Annotated in this window: 16 protein-coding genes; 5 read left to right on the forward strand and 11 right to left on the reverse strand. The window is 67.4% G+C overall.

Annotated elements, in window-relative coordinates; all coding sequences use genetic code 11:
* The first annotated feature begins 672 nt into the window (after positions 1–672).
* The gene (locus tag ACH34Q_RS12715; RefSeq protein ID WP_395983076.1) at positions 673–2,682 is read left to right on the forward strand and encodes a TerD family protein; all 2,010 of its coding nucleotides are present in this window, start codon (positions 673–675) and stop codon (positions 2,680–2,682) included.
* A gap of 3 nt (positions 2,683–2,685) precedes the next feature.
* On the opposite strand, the gene ACH34Q_RS12720 is transcribed toward ACH34Q_RS12715, so the two are convergent.
* The 6 genes from ACH34Q_RS12720 to ACH34Q_RS12745 form a co-directional block, all read right to left on the reverse strand.
* Positions 2,686–3,969, reverse strand: a complete 1,284-nt coding sequence (locus tag ACH34Q_RS12720) for an MFS transporter (protein ID WP_395983053.1) — start codon at positions 3,967–3,969, stop codon at positions 2,686–2,688.
* Positions 3,970–4,075: 106 nt separating this feature from the next.
* Positions 4,076–4,708 (reverse strand): DUF2637 domain-containing protein, encoded by a 633-nt coding sequence (locus ACH34Q_RS12725; protein ID WP_395983054.1) that lies wholly within the window; start codon positions 4,706–4,708, stop codon positions 4,076–4,078.
* A gap of 250 nt (positions 4,709–4,958) precedes the next feature.
* Positions 4,959–6,629: a tyrosine-type recombinase/integrase gene (locus tag ACH34Q_RS12730; protein ID WP_395983055.1), complete on the reverse strand. Its 1,671-nt coding sequence runs from the start codon at positions 6,627–6,629 to the stop codon at positions 4,959–4,961.
* A 7-nt stretch (positions 6,630–6,636) separates the two neighbouring features.
* Positions 6,637–6,870, reverse strand: coding sequence for a DNA-binding protein (locus tag ACH34Q_RS12735; RefSeq protein ID WP_395983056.1), 234 nt, complete (start codon positions 6,868–6,870; stop codon positions 6,637–6,639).
* Positions 6,867–8,042: a TRM11 family SAM-dependent methyltransferase gene (locus ACH34Q_RS12740; RefSeq protein ID WP_395983057.1), complete on the reverse strand. Its 1,176-nt coding sequence runs from the start codon at positions 8,040–8,042 to the stop codon at positions 6,867–6,869. The genes ACH34Q_RS12735 and ACH34Q_RS12740 overlap by 4 nt, the downstream gene beginning before the upstream one ends.
* Positions 8,039–8,881: a hypothetical protein gene (locus ACH34Q_RS12745; RefSeq protein WP_395983058.1), complete on the reverse strand. Its 843-nt coding sequence runs from the start codon at positions 8,879–8,881 to the stop codon at positions 8,039–8,041. The genes ACH34Q_RS12740 and ACH34Q_RS12745 overlap by 4 nt, the downstream gene beginning before the upstream one ends.
* Positions 8,882–9,142: 261 nt before the next feature.
* Between ACH34Q_RS12745 and ACH34Q_RS12750 the strand changes: the two genes are divergently transcribed.
* The gene (locus ACH34Q_RS12750; RefSeq protein WP_395983059.1) at positions 9,143–9,601 is read left to right on the forward strand and encodes a hypothetical protein; all 459 of its coding nucleotides are present in this window, start codon (positions 9,143–9,145) and stop codon (positions 9,599–9,601) included.
* 270 nt (positions 9,602–9,871) lie between these two features.
* Here the strand turns inward: ACH34Q_RS12750 and ACH34Q_RS12755 are convergent, their stop codons facing one another.
* The gene (locus ACH34Q_RS12755) at positions 9,872–10,702 is read right to left on the reverse strand and encodes a hypothetical protein (protein ID WP_395983060.1); all 831 of its coding nucleotides are present in this window, start codon (positions 10,700–10,702) and stop codon (positions 9,872–9,874) included.
* Positions 10,703–10,801: 99 nt separating this feature from the next.
* Positions 10,802–11,818 carry a NucA/NucB deoxyribonuclease domain-containing protein gene (locus ACH34Q_RS12760; RefSeq protein WP_395983061.1) on the reverse strand — a complete coding sequence of 339 codons (1,017 nt, stop codon included), beginning with the start codon at positions 11,816–11,818 and terminating at the stop codon, positions 10,802–10,804.
* A gap of 92 nt (positions 11,819–11,910) precedes the next feature.
* Between ACH34Q_RS12760 and ACH34Q_RS12765 the strand changes: the two genes are divergently transcribed.
* Genes ACH34Q_RS12765 through ACH34Q_RS12775 form a run of 3 tightly spaced genes read left to right on the forward strand, consistent with a single transcriptional unit; the run spans position 11,911 to position 16,318 of the window.
* Entirely contained in the window at positions 11,911–12,159 is a 249-nt protein-coding gene (locus ACH34Q_RS12765; RefSeq protein ID WP_395983077.1) for a transposase, read from the forward strand.
* An 8-nt stretch (positions 12,160–12,167) separates the two neighbouring features.
* The gene (locus ACH34Q_RS12770; protein ID WP_395983062.1) at positions 12,168–13,526 is read left to right on the forward strand and encodes an SWIM zinc finger family protein; all 1,359 of its coding nucleotides are present in this window, start codon (positions 12,168–12,170) and stop codon (positions 13,524–13,526) included.
* Positions 13,523–16,318 carry a DUF6493 family protein gene (locus tag ACH34Q_RS12775; RefSeq protein ID WP_395983063.1) on the forward strand — a complete coding sequence of 932 codons (2,796 nt, stop codon included), beginning with the start codon at positions 13,523–13,525 and terminating at the stop codon, positions 16,316–16,318. Before ACH34Q_RS12770 ends, ACH34Q_RS12775 begins: the two co-directional genes overlap by 4 nt.
* A 6-nt stretch (positions 16,319–16,324) precedes the next feature.
* On the opposite strand, the gene ACH34Q_RS12780 is transcribed toward ACH34Q_RS12775, so the two are convergent.
* The 3 genes from ACH34Q_RS12780 to ACH34Q_RS12790 form a co-directional block, all read right to left on the reverse strand.
* Positions 16,325–17,014 carry a HEAT repeat domain-containing protein gene (locus tag ACH34Q_RS12780; RefSeq protein ID WP_395983064.1) on the reverse strand — a complete coding sequence of 230 codons (690 nt, stop codon included), beginning with the start codon at positions 17,012–17,014 and terminating at the stop codon, positions 16,325–16,327.
* A gap of 502 nt (positions 17,015–17,516) precedes the next feature.
* Positions 17,517–17,999 (reverse strand): Arm DNA-binding domain-containing protein, encoded by a 483-nt coding sequence (locus tag ACH34Q_RS12785; RefSeq protein WP_395983065.1) that lies wholly within the window; start codon positions 17,997–17,999, stop codon positions 17,517–17,519.
* Positions 18,000–18,449: 450 nt separating this feature from the next.
* Complete coding sequence (locus ACH34Q_RS12790) at positions 18,450–19,571, reverse strand: hypothetical protein (protein WP_395983066.1); 1,122 nt, start codon at positions 19,569–19,571, stop codon at positions 18,450–18,452.
* Positions 19,572–19,820: the final 249 nt, after the last annotated feature.

The following is a 19,820-nucleotide window of genomic DNA, read 5'->3' on the forward strand; positions in this document are numbered from 1 at the left end:
TCACTTGCGGCGCGAACCCGGCCGTCCATGTTCGCTCGTTGTTCACTCGCTGACACCGGCACCGGATGGCAGACGGCGACACAGGCGGGCACGCAAGTGGTGCTGGATGCGGACAAGGTGGTAGCGTTTGATAGTGAGAGCACTGATCTAATGCGAGAGCAGCGGATCTTAATCCACGGGTTCGGGGTTCAAGTCCCTGACGGCGCACCCCGTCTGAGCTGGGCATTCGCAGCAACACAGCGAATGCCCATCAGTCTTTTTGGGGGCATTCGTCTCCCCGTGTTGCGCCATGTTCGCTCGCGGGTCCCAACCCAGACACCGGGCCATCGTTCCTGCCCGTACTAATGGGGCGTTGGCGTGGGTCACACCATTGGCCAGGCGGCTCGTACTCATTCTCTTTCCGGTGCTCCACCGCCATGAGACAGGGCATGGACTCGGGGCTAGGGAATCAGGTTCACCGTCCTGGCGATGGTGACCGGGTGTGGTCCCTGGCCGTGCAGCCGTCCTTGAGAGCTTGTTGATCAGCGTACGCTGGCACTTCGCGTACAGGCGATTGCCCTCCGTCGGCCGACAGCGCGGATGCCTGTCGTGCCTGGACGAATCTGCGGTTGTCACAGCTCCCGCTGTACGCGCGAAGCCATCGCGAGCTGAGGAGCTGACCTAGTGCAGCAGATGTCCAAGGGCGCCAACGTCGACCTGTCCACCCTGACCACGGCGACGGGGCCGTTGACCGTGGCGTTGAGCTGGATCGATCCATCAGGTGAAGGCGAGGCCGATGTCTCGGTGCTCCTGCTCGGCGCCGATGGCAAGGTCGGCGGCGATGCCGACTTCGTCTTCTACAACCAGCCCGCCAGCGCCGACGAATCGGTGCGGCTGCTGGGCAAGACGCCGACCGGGTCCGGTAGCGAGGACCGCATCCTGGTCGACCTGGCCGCGCTGCGCCCTGGGGTGCAGCGGCTGGTGGTGGCGGCCAGCCGGTACGCGGGCGCGACGTTCGGGGCGCTGGACGAGCTGCGGCTGACGGTCTCCGACAGCACCGGTCAGGTGCTGCTGGCCTTCGACATCGAAGGCGCCGACACTGAGACCGCGTTCATCTTCGGAGAGCTGTACCGCCGAGGTGAGGGCTGGAAGTTCCGCGCCGTTGGCCAGGGCTACGAGTCCGGGCTCGCGGGCCTGGCCGCCGACTTCGGCATCAACGCCGACGACAGCGACGAGGAAGAAGCCACCCCGCCACCAGCCCAACCGGCCGACGCCTCCAGTACCGCCGACGCTTCCGGCACCGGCCAGCCGGAACCTCCCGCCGTTGCGGCTGCGAGCGCGCCCGCGCTCGAGGCGCCTGCCGAGTCCGTCGACCGGCCCAAGCGGGTGCGGACGGCGAAGAAGAAGGCGACCGTCGCCAAGGCGGTCAAGGTCAGTCTGGCCGAGCATCCCTCCTGGCAGCAGGCGCGGCTGTTCCCGGTCAACGGCCTGCGCAACGACCAGGAACGCGAAACGCGAGCGACCGCCACGCTGCTGGCGGTGATGGCGCAGGTCCCCGAGTTCGGGCGCCGCCTGACCGCCCGCTTCAACGCCCCGGCCGGCACCATCCAGAACTTCGCCGAAGCCTCGTTCAAGCACGGCGACACCAAGGTCCGGCCCGACGGCGTGCTGCGGGTGGCCAGGGCCGGCAGGATCTGGACCGCGCTGATCGAGACCAAGACCGGCGGCAACCCCCTCAAAGCCGACCAGGTCGAGGCCTACCTCGAAGTCGCCGCCCGGCACGGCTACGAAACCGTCATCACCCTGTCCAACGACCTGGCCCTGGACAACGAACACCCGCTCAAGGTCGACAAGAAACTGCTGCGCAAAGTCTCCCTGCGGCACCTGTCCTGGGCCGAGGTCGCCCACGAAGCCGACATGCTCTGCCACCACGACGGCGTCGCCAACCCCGTCCACGCCTGGCTACTGAGCGAACTGCTGCACTACCTGCGCCAAGACAACGCCGGCTGCCAGGGCTTCCGCGACATGGGCGCCGCCTGGGTCCCGGTCCGCAACGCCGTCACCACCAACACACTCCGGCTGGGCGACCGCCGCGCGATGCAGGTCGCCGAAAGCTGGGAGAAACTCATCCGGCAACTGTGCCTGCGCCTCAGCGGCCAGACCGGCCTGGCCATCGCTCCCGTACTGCGCAAACGACGCGACGGAGACGCTTCCGTACGCCGCCTGCAAACCGTCACCTCCCTCGTGGAGACCGGACGCATGAACGCCGAAATCCGCATCCCCAACACCGGCGGCCCGGTCCTCCTCGAAGCCGACCTGCGCACCGGCCAGATCGACACCACCGTGGAAATCCCCTCTGCGGACCGCGCACGCTCCCTCACCCGCGTCCAATGGCTCCTGCGGCAACTCAACGACGCCCCACCCGAACTCCGCATCGAAGCACTCACCCCGGGAAACCCCACCGGCCCCTGCGACCTGTTGAAAAACCTCATCGCCGAACCCGGCCTCCTCGTACCCGAAGACGGAAAGCAGGTCACCTCCTTCCGGCTGACCCTGGCCACTGGCATGGGGACAAAGCGAGGCACCGAGGAAACCGGCTTCGTCCGCAGCGTCGACACCGCCATGGACCGCCTCCACCAAGAAGTACTCCAACTCCTCAAACTCGACACCGCACCAACCACCGAGGCTCGACCGGCCAGCTGACCTCTACACCAACGAGGCACATGAGTCATCCTTGGCCGTGCTGTCCGGCCGTGAGACGTGGCCGCCGCGCGGCATGGGGTACTCGCTGGATCCGGCACGAATGCTCCGGACCGTCCATACGCCGACCGTCACGATCAGGACCAGCAACCCGCCGATGCTTGCGGCTTGCTTGGGGCCCAGCATGCCGGCGAGAGGGCCCGCGGTAAGGACGGCGGCGGGGGTGAGGGCGAAGGCTCCGAGGACGGTCCAGCTGTTGACGCGGGCCAGGACCTGGGGTGGGAAGGTGTGCTGGATGGTGGTCCACCACAGGACGGCGTAGATGGTCTGGCAGATGCCGGGCAGCAGCATCGCCGCCGCCAGGACCGGCCAGGGCGTTCCTGCGCCCATCAGCAGCATCGGGACCGCTGCGGTGGCGGGCAGCAGCGCGCAGGCCAGGACCGGACGTGCAGGGCGCCAGCGGGCGGCGATGACGGCGCCGAGCAGGGCACCGGCGGCTTCGGTGGCGGTGATGATGCCCCAGGCTTTGGAGCCGCCGTGGCCGTGTTCGGTGTAGAGCGGGCCGATGACGGCGTTGAACGAGGCGACCGCGACCAGGACCGCGGTGAACTGAAGGGTGAGCACCCACACCCACCGATGTGCGGTGAACTCACGCCATCCCGCGCACAGTTCCTTCAGCACTCCAGAAGCCTCCGCCCGCCAGATCGGTGTGCGGAGACGAGTCAGGAGCAGGGCGGCGATGAGGCTGGCGGCGGCCTCGATGGCGGCGGCCCATCCGGGGCCTGCGGCGGCGATGACGATGCCGGCGGTGGCCAGGCCGATGAGCAGGCCGGTGGCGTTGGACTGGTTGAGCAGCGCGTTGGCGGTCTGGCGCTGGGGCCGGGTGACCAGGTCGGCGACGATGCCGCGTTCGGCGGGCATGAACACCGCCCGCGCGGTCCCGGCCAGCAGCGCCAGCCCGCACAGCGTCCACAGCGACGCCTGCCCGGCCAGGAAACACACCGCCAGCGCCGCCCAGGCCACGGCAGCGAGGGTTTCAGCGCCCGCCAGAACGGTGTGACGGCGGAAGCGGTCACCGACCACGCCACCGGCCAAGACCAACAGGGCGGGAAGGGCTTTGCAGGCCACGACCAGGGACATGCCGCCGGGGCCGTGACCGAGGTGCATCGCGCCCCAGGCCAGCGCGAGTTGGCCGTAGCCGTCTCCGGTGCTTCCGACGACGCGGGCCACGAACAGCGGGGCGGTGGCCGGAGTCTTGATCATGCTGATCAGGGTGGGGTTGTCAGACACCGTCGGGACGGTAGAAGGCCGCCGGCCGGGGCCGCCGTAACGGCACGGTGAAATGGCGTTCCGCTATCAAGACCAGAGGACCTCTTGGTGGCTCCAGGTGGAACTCTTATGGTCGCCGCGCGAGGGTGGCCTGGATGCGGGTGGCGCGGTCGTGGCCCAGGTGAAGTTCCCGTTTGAGAGCGCGGAGGGACGGGAGTCGACCGTTGGACAGCAGGTCGGAGAACCGCTCCCGGGCGTGCTCGACCATGGGATCGGGCTGGTCCCGGTCTGCAGGAGCATGCAGACCGGCATCGGAAGCGCGCTCCCCAGCGTCTGTCTCCTGCCGATCGATTGCGCCTGGGGGCGGTTGGCCAGTTCGGTCGCGGAGGAGGCGGATCAGCAACTCGAAGGATCCGACTGCGACCAGTGCGGGCCGCCCCGCGACCACTGCTCCGACCAGGCCGTGCCCGGCGCCATGGGCGACGTTGGCGGCCAGCGTGGCTGCCACCCCGGTGGCCAGCAGGGTCCAGGCGTGCCGGGGTGCGGGGCGATGGCGGCGGGCGCAGTCCAGGAGCACCAGGGAGCAGGTCGCGATCAGCCCGTCCACGGTGAGCGGGAGCACGCGGGCGGCCAGTCCCGACTCTCCGTGCCGGGCGACCAGTTCGTAGGCGTGGGCGTAGCTGATCACGGCGGCGATCACGGTGACGGCGCAGACCGAGAGCGCCGCGCTCCAGCGGATCAGCCGATCAGGGATGGTCAAGGAGCGTCACCCTCCTGCACGGTCACGTGCTCCCGCGTATGGGAGCGGTAGCCAGGGTTGGGAAGTGCTGCGTCTCCGCGACCGGACCTGCGGTCGGTCACGGAGACGCAGCAACGTGCTCAGCCGGACTTCTTTTAGCGCGCCCTGTGCGTGGCAGCGGGCGCCGAGGGCGCGCGGAACCGGTGTCTGAGCGGTTCGCAGGCAGCGGCGGCGGATGAGCACATAGCGCTACCGACGAAGGGCCGGAAGGTCATGACGCCCTGTCCTCCGGCCCTATGTCCTGCTCTTCAACAGGTTGCATGGCCCGTCCCCGAACGGTAGGCAGCCGCGTCACGGAAGGTGGGCTTGGCTGGTGCTTGCGGCGTGGTGCGGCGTTGAGGATGACGGCGGCGGCGTCTTCGGCGGACTGGTGAGCCAGTTCGGGAAGCAGGCTGGTGTAGGTGTCGGCGGCGATGGTGATCGAGGACAGCCGCAGCGTTTCCTGAACGACCTTCATGTCGTACCCGGCCGACAGCAGGATCGAGGCGGCGCCGTGCCGTAGGTCGTGCAGCCGGATCGGCGGTAGCCCGGTCTCCATGCTGAGTTGCTCGAACTGCTCGGTGACGAAGGCCGGATGCAGCGGGTCACCGGTCTGGGTGGTGAAGACGTGACCGGTCTCCCTCCAGGCGTCCCCTGCGGCTAGGCGCTCGGTGTTCTGCCTGGTCTTGTGGGCGCGCAGCGCCTTCACGGTCTGCTTGTCGAGGGAGACCTGTCCTTCGCCGGCCTCGCTCTTGGGCTTGCCCTCCCGGGTCGAGCCACCGAGCTGAGTGATCTGCCACCGCACGTTCAGCACCCGCTTGTCCAGGTCGATGTCGACCCAGCGCAGCCCACAGGCCTCGCCGCGGCGCAGTCCGCGGAAGGCGATCAGGTGGTACAGGGCGTACAGCCGGTGAACTTGGGCGCGTTGAAGGAAGGTGTGGGTGAGTTCGGGCGTCCACACCATGACGCGGGACGGGCGCGGGGCGCCGATGTAGGCGGCGAGCCGGTTGTAGCGGGTGCCGTACCGTGTGTCGGCCTCCAGCTCGGCCAGCCGTCTCTTGCGGGCCTCCTTCTCCTGGATGTGGTCGCGGTACGTGCGTCGCCATTCGGCGATGCGCTCCTCGCTCCACACCAGCGGCTTGGGCGCCCGCCCTGATGGGAGCTCGACCAGCGAAGCCACGTTGACGTCGATCCGGCGTTCCTTGATCGCTCGCGAGAGGGCGGCGCGCATTGTCGCGCGGATGCGGTGCTTGGTCGCCGCTCCCGCCACCCGGCGGCCCTTCACCTTCGCTCGCAGTGCCGGGTCACATGAGTGCCGCGCCGCCGTGACGATCTCGTTGAACTCATCGATGGCCTCGAACAGCGAGTCCACGTCCGCGACGCGGAGCCGGTCGAGCGGGATCGCTCCCAAGTGCGGGGCCAGGTACAGCCGGATGTGGCTCTCGTAGCTGCGCCGGGTCCCCTCCCGCAGCCCTTTGCGGCCCGCCAGCCATTCCTCCAGATAGGCGCCGACCGTCACGGTGCCATCCAGGTCCTGCCCGGTGCGGACCTTGCGGCGCACTTCCTCGGGGACCGGCAACCGCTTGGTCGCTTTGACGGTGGCCGTGACGAGATCGGCGATCTGGATCCGGGTTCCGAGGTCGTCACCGGCTATCGACAGCAGCTCTTTGGCCTGCTCGAGCTCGGCGTCGGCGGCCTCCTGTGTGGCGAAGCCGCCTCTGCGCAGGGGTGTACGCCGACGCCCCTCGGCGGTGGCTGGTAGTTCGAGCTGGTAGTACCAGCGGCCGTGCTTGGCGCTCCAGCGGCCGTCGCTGCGCCGCAGTTTCGGGCATCTGGTGCGCAGCAGCTTGCCGGTCTCGGTGTCGCGGCAGCCGCACATCTTGTAGGTCGTTCCGGTCGCCATCAGCGCATCACCCGTTCTCGGGTTCGGGCCGCCCGTGAGGGTCGAGGCCGAGCAGGGTGAGCAGGTCGGCGGTGGGCACCAGGTAGCTGCCTCCCACGCGCAGCACCCGGCACGGGAACTCCCCCGCGCGGGCCAGCGCGTAGCTCTTGGTGCGCCCCACCCCCAGCGCTCGTCCTGCGGTGACCACATCGACCATCGCGGGCAGCGTACGGATCTCCGCCGGCGTCAATCCCGCCTTCACCGCGCCCCCTTGGAACGGCGCTCGGCTGCCCGGCGGCCGTGCGACCGCCGCGCGGGCGCCGTTCCAGAGATGTACGGATCATGCGGGTCCTCCAGCGGATCGAAGGTGCTCCCGATCGCTGGACGGCGGCTGACGGACGGTGCATGTCGAGCGGCCCGTTCGGTGCCCCGTCCAGACGATCGTGAGCGCCGACATGCACGCTCGGCTCCTGCGGAACGGTCAAGCCCAATCCGCTGGCCCGTATGCGCAGCTGCCGTATCCGCGCTGGACGCAGGGGCGTCCGCCCCACACCCCTTCGGTCCTACTGAACCCGTGGGTGTCTCGGGGACACGGAAGATCAACAGATCCTCGTGAGCGGCGGCGCAGGCGGGGATACGTCGTTCGCGGGCGCGGCGGGCCTCCAGCATCTGGAAGAACGAGGCGCGCGGGACGATCTGCCCGTCCCGCAGCCCGCACAGCAGCGCCACCAGCCGGTCAGCAGGAATCAGCCCGGCCTGTTCGGCAGTCTGGATGACACGGCCGGACAGATCGATCAGCTCGCCCCTGACGCGGATCGGCCGCACCGTCACCGCCACCACGCCACCGGGGCGAAGCACCCGGGCGCAGCCGGCCAGGATCTGCCCGAAGCCCTCGAACAGCTCCTCCAAGCCGCAGTGAGCGAGGTTGCCGCGATCGGCCGAGTACCGCGTATCCCACTTCTGGATACGAGACCGTCCCGAGTCGCGACTGGAGCGCACGTGGCCATGGGTAGAGGCACCGTACGGAGGTGAGGTCAGCACCAGCGCCGCCCGCTCGCATTCCTCGGACAGGATCGTGGTCAGGTGCCGCGAGTCCCCGCAGGCGACCTTCGCCTGACCGGCTGCGCCCTGGGAGCGGGCGTGCTGGATGTTGCGGGCGGCCAGGCGGGCGAAGTCCTCCTCGTACTCCACGCCGGCCGCATCCCGCCCTAGGTGGATGGCCTCCACCAGGGTGGTGCCGATACCGCACATCGGATCCACCACCAACTCCCCCGGATCGGTGTAGGCGGCGATGACCTGCGCGGCGATCTCCGGCAGCATCCGCGCCGGATGCCTCATCGCCTCCGGCACGTACCGGCCCTGCCGCTGGATCCGGGACGGCTTTTGCCCTGTGGCCAGCACCGAGACCCGCAGGCATTGGAGCTGTTCACTCATCGCGCGCTCCTTTCCCGCCCGGCCGACGAGGCCAGGAGCGGCTTGGTGAACAGGCACACGTCGGCATGCACGGTCGCCGCAGGCGGCAGCGCGCGAGACCGCACATCCCGCAACTGGGCCAATTCCTGCGGCCCGGCCTGCACCACGAGCGTGTCCCCGCTGACCGGGACACGCAGCGCAATGGCGTGCTGGCTGTAGCGGAACCCCAGCACGCGGGCCTGCCGGATGACCTGCGGCGCCGGATCCACCATCCGATCGTGCTCGTGCCGAGCCGTGGTGATCACCGCCAGATGCCCGCCGCGCCGCAACGTCCGCCACGCAGCCAGCAGAAACCCCTCCAGCCGCAGTTCCCCGCCGGTCAGCGCATCCGACAGACACGCAGGGCATCCCCTCTGGCCTCGTCGCGAGACCGGCTCCCGATCGGCACCGAGCCGGTAGGGAGGTGGCGCGGCGATCACCAACGCAACTCGCCCGAGCTGATCGGCAAGACCACGGTGCATCTGGTCCGGTCGGCACGGACGGACCACCAGCCGTGACAGTTCCATGTGCGACAGGTCGGTGCGCAGCAGTCCTCCGATGTGCCGCGCCAGCGGCGGATGCGGCACGCAGGCGATCGCGCGCCTTCCGGACAGTGCTCCTGTCCGCAGGACCGCGTCACTGGTGGTGAACGCCTCGGCAACCACGTCACCCTCGCGGGTACAGGTGTCGATCAGGTGCCGGGCCAGTTCGCTCCCCACAGCGCGGCGATGACGTCCGCACAACCGGGTGCCAGAGCCGGTGCCGGCGAGAGCGGTTTCGTGGTCGGTGTCGGGGCACAGCCACACGGTCAGCGGCAGCAACTGCCGCGCCGTACCGGCCGGCCCCGTGCTGGGACGGCCGGAGTCAGGTGTTCCGAAGCTGGGCGGTGAAGTACTCAATACGTGGTGACCCGTCGCGGCCACCCGATCCCCACGCCTCTAAATAACCCCCCGGACGCCGTTCCTGGACACCACGCCCACCAGACCGTGCATCCCAGCCGCCGAGGCCGCAGACCAAATAATCACAAACGGGGACATAGGTCCTGCTCGTAGGCTGAAATCCCCTGTGGTGAGGTGAACAGAATGCCGGAAAGGCTACGGAAGCTTCACATCGACGGGCGCACGTTCGTCTGGAAAGCCACGATCCGGCACGTGCCGGGCGAGGGCGACTGCCATCGGGGTATTCGCCTGCGCGTGTGGGGGTCCGGGAAGAACGGCCGCATCCTGCAAGCCGACCTGCTGTCCAAGAGCTGGCCGGGCCCATGGGGTGCTTGCGCCACCGACGACGCCTACCCGACCCTGGCCGACGTACGGACGGTGATCGGCTACGGGCTCAAGCACGGCTGGGACCCCGACGCCCGAGGCGGCTTCCACCTCCTCACCGAACGGGACCACGACTGGGAACTGCCCGGCTTCCTGCTCACCGACCGACTCCTGGACCCCACAGCGCCGGACCCAACCAACCGCGTCATCCACGCATACGAGCAGCGAACCGCGGGCGCCACCCAGCTTGACGGAAGCGCCGGTCAGGGCTCGATCTAGCCTCGCGACCAGATGGCAGGCCAAAGCAGTAGTAGGCACAACTCTCGGCCGGTGAGCTTCGCCACTTCATCCTGAAAGGCCGGGTCGTCGAAGTCGGTGGAGCTGATTCTAAGCACGTGGGTTGGCCCCACTACCACCGCGTGGCGCGAGATCACCGCGCAGTGTCGCCCGGGTGACCGTACCCCTCCGGTTGTGATCGAGTAACGCGACACTGGGGCGCGCCCGTGCTTTGGAGATAGCCTAGGTTCCGCCGCAAACGCGGCGAAGCCATCAGATCGGCTTGTGAACGGCGGGCGGTGCGGTGTGGGCGGGCCACATCTGCAGTAGGTGGTCTTCTGCGGCGAGGCCGGAAGCGTTGATGCTAAGCCTCATGCGGTAGGTGACGTGCGGCCACAGGTCGGTGGTCAAGTCCCACAGCACCGTGCCGTCCTGACCAGGGACGGCGAGGACCAGTTCGGGGTAGGGGAAGCTGGTCCACTGCTGGGTGATCTCGGCGATCGACTCCCACGCGGCGTAGTCGGGTTCGGGCGCTTCGGGCAGGACCTGGACCTCGACGTTCACTTCGCGGGATCGCACTTGGGCGATGGCCGCCTTGCCGATGCCGATGGTGCTGAGGCTGGGCGTGCCTAGGTCGTCGAGCGTCGGCGCGTTGCCCGACCCGAAGATGTACCGTCCGCGCCGTGAAGGCTGGAACAGGAGGTACCCGTACGCGTCTTCAACGGTGAGGCGGTGCCGTGCTGTGGCATTCTGCCGGGTATGGGAGGGCAAGTGCTCGGCGACCTGGGCGAGCACCGTGTCTCGAGCCTTGGTGAAGGAGTCGGCCACGTCCGGTTCACCGTTGCGCAGGGTGCGGAGAACGTTCCTGTCGAGTGCTGCGACAGTGACGTCCCACTGCCTAGCGGTCAACGCGGCCTCTACCCGGCGGTCCCCCTCTCGAAGCCGCGATCTGATGGCCTGCTTGATCGCTGTGCAGTCGCCGGTAACGTTGCGGGGGTCGCCTCGTTCCGCCTCCACGATGCCCTCCTCCACGGCGAGCATGACAAGGTCATCGGCCTGGGACACGGTGAGGTTCACGGGCCAGGTTTCGGCGGGGATCGTCATTCGGTAATCCTTTTCGAAGGAGAGGATGGACGGCCAGGGTACCGATGTGTGCCGATTCCCTGACCGTCACAGGTCACCTCCGGCAGAGAGCGGGAACCATCAGTAGGTGCTGCATTGCTTCACCGCAGGTGGGTTCACCGGTGCTTCGGTCACCCACACCCAGAAAGGGTCGCCCGGAACGTACGGCGAGCCAACTTCGTTGACTGCGGGAAGAATCCGGTTAGGGACGAAGAACCGGCCGTTCATGTCCCTTCCCTGGCCTTCGTTCTGCTCTTCGTCGGTGAACGCGCAGGAGAAACGTGGGTTGCCGCTGCCTCCCTGCTCGCTGGACGCGTATGGATACTCGTCACAGGACAACCCCATCGCATTCGCCTTGGTCGTGATGCTGCTGGTGCAGATCGAGTCCCGATGCGGCTGGATCAGGTGCGGGTCTTCACGGGTCAATGGGTGGCCGTACTGAATATTTCCGTAATGGTAGACCAGGTCGCCGATGGTCATGCCATACAGGGCGTTCTGGGCGATCTCGGCGTAGGGGCCCGTGTAGCTGAGGGGGTAGCTGGGGATGGCGTCCGCCCCCATGTAGTGGACGCAGCCGCCGGTGCTGCCGATGTAGGACTCGCTGTCGCAGCGGATGTTGAATGGCGTGCTGAGATTGTCCCAAGTTGTGAGGATTGGGTCGATATCATCGTCCTGGAACTGGACGGCGAGCCCAATCCATGGGGCAGAGTAGCGGATGTCGGAGGTTGAAGATGTAACATCCTGTTCGCCGAAGTAGACGTACTCGTTGTTCGAGTTCATGGATTTTTGCTCAGGGTCGGGCAGGTCGCAGTGTCCATTGCACTGCGTGGCGACAGCGGCGGTGGGGCTCGCGCTCGACATGTCCACAGGCATGTCATAGGGCCGGATACCGACGTTCATCTTCCAGGACCGGCCGCCGCTGCTAGGGAGGGTCTCCCACACCCCCCACCAGATGTATCCGGTGAGTTCCTGCACGTTATCTTTGGTGACGGTCAGCTTCAGTGTGCTCTGCTGGCACGCGTTGAACCGGTCATAGTTGACCTGCCCAGGCTTTTTGTAGCACAGGGGAGGCGGAACCGGGTCGTCGGTTTTGGGCATCGGCGGGAGAGGTGGCGCGCTTTTCGGATCCACCTCTTCCAGACATAGCCGTGTCTTTTTTCCTTGCTCGTTCTGTTCGGTAGTGCCGGACAATAGCGCAAGTGGCCAAGGACCTGGGCGTCAATCACGAGACGTTGCGGACCTTGGTGCGCAAGGCTCAGGAGGCCGAACGGCCCGGTGCGGCGGCCGAGACGGCCAAGGACGCTGAGCTGGCGAGGCTGCGTCAGGAAGCGACCGGGCTGGAGCGGGAGATGTGCCGGGTGCCGGGTCTGTCACGTTCGGTCCATCCTGGTCACCCGGCTTTCTTCGGTGATCGTGGATGTCGTCGGGCATCGCTATAGTCCGGGTCGTGTCATCGGATTTGCAGGTCTATGCGTACACGCGGGCATCCGGCCTTTCCAGTAGAGAAGGGCTTGAACTGCAGACCTCGGGTGGGACGAGCAGCCGCGGGGAGGTGGCGCACCCACGGTTCTTCTCGGGGTTCCTGGCTGAGGCCGAGCCTGCGGCGACGGCCTTGCTGGCCTTGGCAAATGTGGCGAGCACCCGCTATTACCAACCACGGCTGTCGGGGATGCGGGACCCTGTGGTCACCTGTGACGGGGAGCGGCTGCGCTTCGAGGCGTTCTCGGCCTGCTGTGGTGTCTACGCGCGTCTTGATGTTCTGAGCGAGGCGCTGGACGGTGAGCGGCTGGCTCGCGGCACCACGAATGTCGATGTGAACGACCCGCTTCGGCTTGCGCTCGCGCGGATACGCGGTGCCGATCCGCTGCGCTTGGAGGTGGGTCCCGAGACGCTGACGGTGACGACCTTCGACGGAACCGTGGTCGAGCGGAAGGTACCGCTTCCGGGTCGATGGTTGCGTGGCTTCGCTGAGGTCCAGGCGATCTGCTCGGCCTTCGATCCACGCGCCCGGCTCGCCGCCGTGGACGCGGCGCGGTTCCTGAGGGGGCTGCCGAGGGCACAGCGCGGGGTGTTGTGGGTGCTTCCGACTGGGCGGACGCTGCGGATCACGTCACGGCCGGCACCAGGTGCCGTCGGTTTATCCGGCACGCATCGGCTCCAGGAACTGCTTCCGCTGTTGCGGTTCGGTGGGCGGCTGACCGTGTACGGGCCGGGTGGTGCGACCGGAACGCAGCCCGCCGCTTCGGCATGGCAGCTAGACCTGCCTGGTATGCGGCTGATCTTGGCCCTCTCACCGGAGGTCGCGCGCGGGTTCTCCGGGGAAGGTGCGGTGCTCGGCGCTCTGGCCGAAGACGCCGTGCTCGACGACGCCGAAACCGTGGCAGCGTTGCTCGACTTCCAGGGCCGGATCGTTCCCGATGACCTGGCCGAGATCTCAGGCTTGTCCCGCGAGCGGGTCCGTACGGCATTAACCCAGCTCGGCACCGCCGGGCGGGTCGGCTACGACGTTGCCGAGGCAGCGTTCTTCCATCGGGAGCTGCCCTATGACGCGCTACGCGCGATCAAGGACAACCCGCGCCTGGCCGCAGCCCGCTCGCTCATCGACATCGGCGCTGTCAGCCGCACGGAGCACCTTTGCACTGTGCGGGCCGGCTCGTACAGCTATCAGGTGCGTTTCGATGGAGACCGCGCCTCGTGCACCTGCCGATGGTGGGCCGAGTACGGCGGCGGGCGCGGGCCGTGCACCCACATCCTCGCGGCGACGCTCGACCGCACCACCCACCCCCAGGAGAACCGGACGATATGACAGCCCGTATCGAGTGGCCTGAACTTCGCGCGTTGATCGCAGCGCGTGTACCGCAACCGGTGATCGCGCGTCTGGGCCCCGTGCCGCCGGCCGAGCTGAAGCATCTTCGGTCCAACCTCAAATCCCTGCGTACGGAACTGCGCCGCGAGCTGCGCTCGCGCGACATGACCAGGTACAAGGAGGCCTACGATCAGCTCGCTCCGCTCTACCTCGCCGGAATCATGAGTTCGGGGAGCCCTGCAGAGGCGTTGAACTGGCTCACCAGCAGCCGGTTGATGGACGCGAGCTGGTGCTTGGAGAACGGCGGCTCCACGAACCCGGACAGCAGAGCGGTGCTGCTGCTTCTGCTCCTCGATCATCGGGACACCGCCTGGCAGCAGGACCTGGCGGTCCGGTTGGCGCACTGGCTTCCCGATCGTGGTGATCCACGGCGGTGGAATCTGCTCGATGGGCTGGCCCTTTGGTCTGGTGCGGTGGCGCCGGCGACGGACGGTTATATCGTCGGGTGGGTCCAAAAGGGCGGGCTTGTGCGCTACTACAACCTGCCTGGCCGCAGGGACCCCTTCGCGTGGCTCGCGAAGCTCGGCTCACACATCTCGATTCCGCACCACGCCACGCTGCTCGAATGGTTGCGCGCGGAGCCACGACTGGCCGAGTTCGTGTCACGCATGTTCGAGGTCGCCGACATCGGCACCGCACTGGCCGACCCGTACGCGGCGCGATTCGGCCCGGACAACGAGTGGCAGAAAGCTCTGCGGAGGCTGACCGATGAGGGTGCGCTGGACCGGGGTGAACTTCTCGATCTGTGTCTGGCCAAACTGCTGCGCGGTGACAGGCCGGGAAATCTGCGCGGCTTCGTCATGCTTTATGAGGAGCTCGCGCCGACGTTGGAAGAGGTCGCGGACCGGCTGAACACCTACATCGGTATCGTCGGCAGCGGCGCCGGTACCGTCGCGAAGATCGCTCAATCGGCGCTACAGGACCTTGACAATGCCGGCCGCCTCGACAGGGAGGCGCTGCTCGACATCGCGGCCGCGGTCCTTGCCCGTCCGGAGAAGAATCTCGCAACAGCACAACTGGCCTGGCTGGACGCCGCCGCCCGCCGGGAACCCGCCGCGGCCGGCCAGCTCATGGGTGTCGCGGCCACCGCGTTCACACATCCTGGCGGCACCGTTCAGGAGCGCGCGGTCCGTCTGGTCGTCAAGCACGCCAAGACCGCCGACACCGCACTCCTGGCCGAACTACACGAAGCAGCGGGAAACCTCAACGCCGCACTACGTGATGAGGCGCGACGCGCTCTCGGCGCCATGGAGAACTCCTCCCATCCGGACATCCAGGTTCCACCTCTGGCTGCGCACCAGCCGCGAGTCATGCCGCCGCCCATCGCGTCGGCCTGGGAACTGGCCGAGCGTTTCGTCCCGGTGCTGGCAGATCGTCCGGTCGATCCGCTCGATGCCGAACGCATCATGGAGGCGGTCGTGGTCGAACACCACCGCGACCCGCAGGCTCTGGCCGAGGCTCTGAGCCCGCTGGCACTGCGCTATCCGGCCGATGCGCTCGCGGGCTGGGAACAGCGCGCCGTCCCCGGGGCGTTGCGCTGCCTCTTCGATGCGGTGCTGGGACAAGATAAGCGAAAAGCGCCCGTCATGGATGAACTCTACCGCGGGCGCAATGGGTTTCTGCCGACTCCCGAATGGGTCACTCTCTACCGGACTCACGAACTCGTCAAGCACTTCGTTAGCGGCAGCGCACGGCTACCGTGCCTGCTCGCCACACCCACCAGCAGTAGCGGCAGCATAGACCCTGCCTTGTTCGTTCAGCGCCTTGAAGCCTACGCCGACTGCTCTGTCGCGCCGCTTCCCCGGGACCTGGAACAGGCATTGATCCGACTGCCCATCGAAGCTGCACGCGAGATAGTCAAGTCCAATCCACTCATTACCGGCCATACCGGCACTACATTAGTTGCCGCCCTCAGGATGGGCAGTCTTAAATTCCCGGTTTTCGAAGACTTTGTCGTTCGGGACGGCGGCGGCACCGAGAGGTTCGGCGAGTATCCGAGGTCCAGTTTGCCCGGATCCTGGATCATGCCCAGTTTCACCGACGCATCCGAGCACGGAGGAGCTTTGCCGTACAGGGTGCTCACGACCACACCGAACCCCTTCCGGCGGGGACCGTACGTGCTGGACTGGACAGGGCCGGGCGCACCCTCGGCCTACTGGCCCTCACTCCTGCCGCATCACCCCGAAATCGCGGCCGCGCACGCGATCCCTGAGCTCTATGAGCAAGCCACCGATGGCTCGCGGAGCATCAATCCGGTTCTGCCCCTGCTGGCGGAGACAGCAGGCCAACCCGGACCGGTCGTCCACCTCGCCGTGGCCTACGGGCTGGCCGCAGGGCGGCCGGAGAACCGAGTAGCCGCGGTAGACGCGATCCACACCCTCGCCGCACGCACCCTGCTGGACACCAAACAACTCGGCGTCCTCCTAGCAGACCTGTGCATCAGCAAGGCGATCAAAGCGAACCGACTGCTCGTCTCGCTCAACGAGGCCGCACGGGCGGGACTGCCGCATGAAATCCTCGGTGTGGTGGCGTCCATGCTGCCGGCTCTGGCCGCCCAGCCCAGCGTGAGGGGCCTGCCCGACTTGCTTGCGCTCGCCTCGGAGTGCGCCGCGGCGACAGGGAGCCCCCTCAAGATCCCTGAGCTGGACGGGCTCGCTGCACTCCGTAAGCCCGCTCGTGTGGCCGCCGAGGCAAGGCGGCTCCAACAGATCCTCGGTCGGGCTGCTGCCTAGGGCAGATCACCAGTACCTGTCCATGAACCGTCCGATGATGGTGCGGCTGATCCGTTGCAGTTCCTCAGCGTCGGCGATACTTGCGAACCGGCCGCCGCCACGTTGAGGCAGAGCCATTTGCGTGCGGAGTTGGGGCAGGGCTGGTTCCGCAGCGAGACCCATCCGGTCCAGGCACCCCACGACATGGTTGGCCGTCGCGGGGTTCTCCGCCCATGCCTGGAGAAGCGCGTCCAGGACGACCGGCGCCTCGCCCTCTCCACCGATCTTCCAGAGCGCGGCCGCGCAGTGGACGCGGAGCCATTCGTAGTGGTGGGTCATCAGTTCACGGATGCGTGGCAGCGCGGTCGCGGCGGGAGGTCCGATCCGGCCGAGGACGTCGGCCGCGTCCGAGACACGGAAAGTGATGTCGTCATCGAGCAGGTCGTGCAGCGGTGGCATGACCTCGTCCCGGTCACCACCGACGGTCCACAGCGCGGTGACGGCGGCGGGCCGGACCTGGGCGTCGTCCGCTGCGGTCAGTGCTCGGATCGTTCCAAGAGCGGCCGCGGGCCCGAAAGCGCCCAGCGCCTGCAGCGCCGAGCACGTGGTGTTCCACTGCTCGTGACGCACCGCTGCTTCGAGGGTTTCAGTGATCAGGGGCAGCGCCGTCCGATCGCCTGGCGTCGCCAGGGCGGACAGCAGGGAACCCGCGCTCATCTCGAAAGGCTGGGGCAGGTCGACGCGGTGTAGGTGATCACACAACCGCGGTACGAGCTCGTCCGCTGCCTCGGGCAGGGGGAGGCACTGGGTGAGGTGCGTCCGGCCAGGGCCCGGTCGGTGTCGTGGCGCGCGCGATCTCTTGCAGCAGGCCGATCGCGGTCGGGACGGCGTCCTCGCTGATCCGTTCCGGTGCACAGCGGGCCTGCTCGACCACGGCCGCAAGCCAGCGTCGCCATCACCTCCACGACCAGCAGCCGCTCAACGATCCCGCGTTCGGCCGACAACCGATCGAGCAGCACCGCTCCGGCCCGGTCCGCATCGTCGAGGAACAACCCAAGCCCGGAATCGCGGCGCGACGCACGCCAGGATCGGCGTCCGCCACGAAACCCGCGACCCCCTCCGCACCCTCACGCACGACCGCCGCGGCCCCGACGAAATCCGCCGGTCGACATAGCGCCCAAGGCGTCCGACGGCACCACTCCCGACGCTGACCAGAAGCTCAACGATCGCGGCACGCCCAGGCGCGGTGAGATCGACGGGCGATCGCGGTGAACATCGCATGCACATGCGCGACCGACAGCTCGGCGAGGAGAAGCTTGCCCAAGTACGGGGTCAGGTAGAGACGGACATGGCTGGTGTAGCCGCGCACGGTGGAGGAGGCGCGGTTGCGGGTCGCGATCCAATGCGACAGCCAGTCCCCCACCGTCAACATGCCCATGCCCACGCCCGCGTCGCCCGCGCTGGGCGTCCGCAGCCGGACCAACGCCTCCTCGGCGGCCTTGCGGGTCGCGAACCCGCCACGGCGGATACGCCGACGGCGACCGTCCAGACAGGCGGGAAGCTCCAGCCGCAGATACCAACTGCCATGCCGCCGACCAAGCATGAGTCTCGGACAGGAACGGCCCCAGGGTTTACCGGTCTCGGGGTGCAGGCAGCCGCCGCATCGCCGGTACACCCCACCAGCACACGTCGAAATCGTCACCGCCGACACCTACACCACGCGCAGCATGGACGGACAGTCAACGGGACGAGCCGCTGGCTCCTTGCTGTGAACGGAAGCCTGGTGGGTTTCAGGGCTCTCCTGGCGGGCGGCCGTCAGGATGGCCGCGACCGCAGGACTCCACCCGGTGACCAGGTCTGGTCGGGGAACCTCGCGTGCGGGCCTTTCGGCGGTGCGAACCTCAGCGAGCCTGTCATGGGCCTGGCAAGCCCGCTCCCCGGCCCGCAGCGGTCGCGCCAGATGACGCCCGCGTCGGCGAGCATGCGCAAGTCGAGTTTCTCTCGAGATCGCCGAGCGGGCCCGTCACACCTCCAACGCCCGGTTTACGTGGGAGCCAGCCCCGCTGAGGGTCATTCCGGTGCCGGCCACCAGATGCTTCATGTCCTTCACACTTCAGATCTTCGCCATTCTGGAAGGAAGCGCATGGCGGCGTCAGGCTCGGCAGCAGCGATCTCGAAGCTCGGAGATGACGGCTCTCTCGAGCTCGTTGACTGGGCCGTCCACAGCGGCCACGCGGCTGGCGACCTCCAAGAGGTCGCTCAGATCCCCTGGCTCGGCGTCCAGGCGTCGCCACACCTCGGCGGGCTCGATATCAACAAGGTGAGCGAACCGTTCGTCGACCACATGGTGCTGATCTCGGACCAGCCTCACCAGATGCCGAATCAACAGTGCCTCATCGTCGGACATTTTATCGCCCGCCGTAATGACAAGCCACGCGACCCACGGCATCAACTCCGGGTGCTTACTCCGCTTGCTCAGACCCTCAGCGACTTCGATCACCCGCGCCTCGTTCCGGAAGATGGCTTGCGCGTGCCGCCCCGCGAGTAGCGTCGTATAGCGGTTCAACGTCACCGCAAGGGGAACGCCCACCAAGGGGATGCCGATCTTGATGACGTTGCGCTGCAGAAGGAACTTCCCGACGAAGGGAAGCCCCTTCGCGGCCGTCAACACCCCCTTGGAGTAGAAGCGCTTGATCACCGGCCGCATCATGGCCGGGACAGTTTTGATCACGCCTCCCCGGACCACTTCCCCGCTCTTGATCGTGAAGGCCACTCGAATGAGCTTCCACATGTCCTCGGGGTCGGACAGGTCGAGCGGAACCCGATAGAGGACTGCGACGTCGTGGGCCAAGCGGAGCTGGAGCCGGGTGATGAACGCGACATCAACCATCACAGTCGCGACGGCGGCCGGGACAGTCGCTGGCGAGGCACCGCCAAGGCTCCCGAGGGTGGCGATGATCGCCGTCGTATAGGCCCCAGCGGATAGCCCACCTTCAAGCGCGGCGTACCGAGCCGCCAACTTGATCCGCTGATCGACAATGGCGTCCGCGGGTACGCCCTTATACCGCTCCTGGAAGTACTGCCAGTCGACCTTGTCGGTGTAAGAACTCAGGGCCTGAGCGAGAAGTTTGGTGAACCAGCCGCCCGACTTGATATCGTCCGGGCTCAACCGATCGATGAACTCCCGTAGCTCGGCTCGCTCGTTCTCGACAACTTCCCGGTCGGCATCGCCGTCGCCGCCAGCGTCGACAGCATCAATCGGAGCTTCGGTCATGACATCTCCCAAGCGGTTCAGCGTCTAGCCAAAGTTGCCGGGGTAGACGACCCCGCTGACGTCTCAACACGGTGACTTGTAAATCAGCACATCTGTCGACAACGTCCCGTTGAGCTGCAACCCTAGTGTCCCGAGTCGTTAATTAGTTGGCAGTATGTGGCGAGGGTTTCGAGGATGTCGTCGGCGTGTTTTGTCCACACGAACGGCTTGGGGTCGGCGTTCCACTCGTTGATCCAGACACGGACGTCC

Origin of the sequence: Actinomadura sp. 9N407, from assembly GCF_044326315.1 — a bacterium.
Lineage (GTDB): Bacteria > Actinomycetota > Actinomycetes > Streptosporangiales > Streptosporangiaceae > Spirillospora.

What these genes read in the sequence shown, in the direction of transcription:
- ACH34Q_RS12730 (WP_395983055.1), bottom strand. Translation starts at nt 6,629, where the DNA reads ATGGCGACCGGAACGACCTACAAGATGTGCGGCTGCCGCGACACCGAG.
- ACH34Q_RS12775 (WP_395983063.1), top strand. Translation starts at nt 13,523, where the DNA reads ATGACAGCCCGTATCGAGTGGCCTGAACTTCGCGCGTTGATCGCAGCG.
- ACH34Q_RS12780 (WP_395983064.1), bottom strand. Translation starts at nt 17,014, where the DNA reads ATGAGCGCGGGTTCCCTGCTGTCCGCCCTGGCGACGCCAGGCGATCGG.
- ACH34Q_RS12750 (WP_395983059.1), top strand. Translation starts at nt 9,143, where the DNA reads ATGCCGGAAAGGCTACGGAAGCTTCACATCGACGGGCGCACGTTCGTC.
- ACH34Q_RS12755 (WP_395983060.1), bottom strand. Translation starts at nt 10,702, where the DNA reads ATGACGATCCCCGCCGAAACCTGGCCCGTGAACCTCACCGTGTCCCAG.
- ACH34Q_RS12715 (WP_395983076.1), top strand. Translation starts at nt 673, where the DNA reads ATGTCCAAGGGCGCCAACGTCGACCTGTCCACCCTGACCACGGCGACG.
- ACH34Q_RS12760 (WP_395983061.1), bottom strand. Translation starts at nt 11,818, where the DNA reads ATGCCCAAAACCGACGACCCGGTTCCGCCTCCCCTGTGCTACAAAAAG.
- ACH34Q_RS12790 (WP_395983066.1), bottom strand. Translation starts at nt 19,571, where the DNA reads ATGACCGAAGCTCCGATTGATGCTGTCGACGCTGGCGGCGACGGCGAT.
- ACH34Q_RS12740 (WP_395983057.1), bottom strand. Translation starts at nt 8,042, where the DNA reads ATGAGTGAACAGCTCCAATGCCTGCGGGTCTCGGTGCTGGCCACAGGG.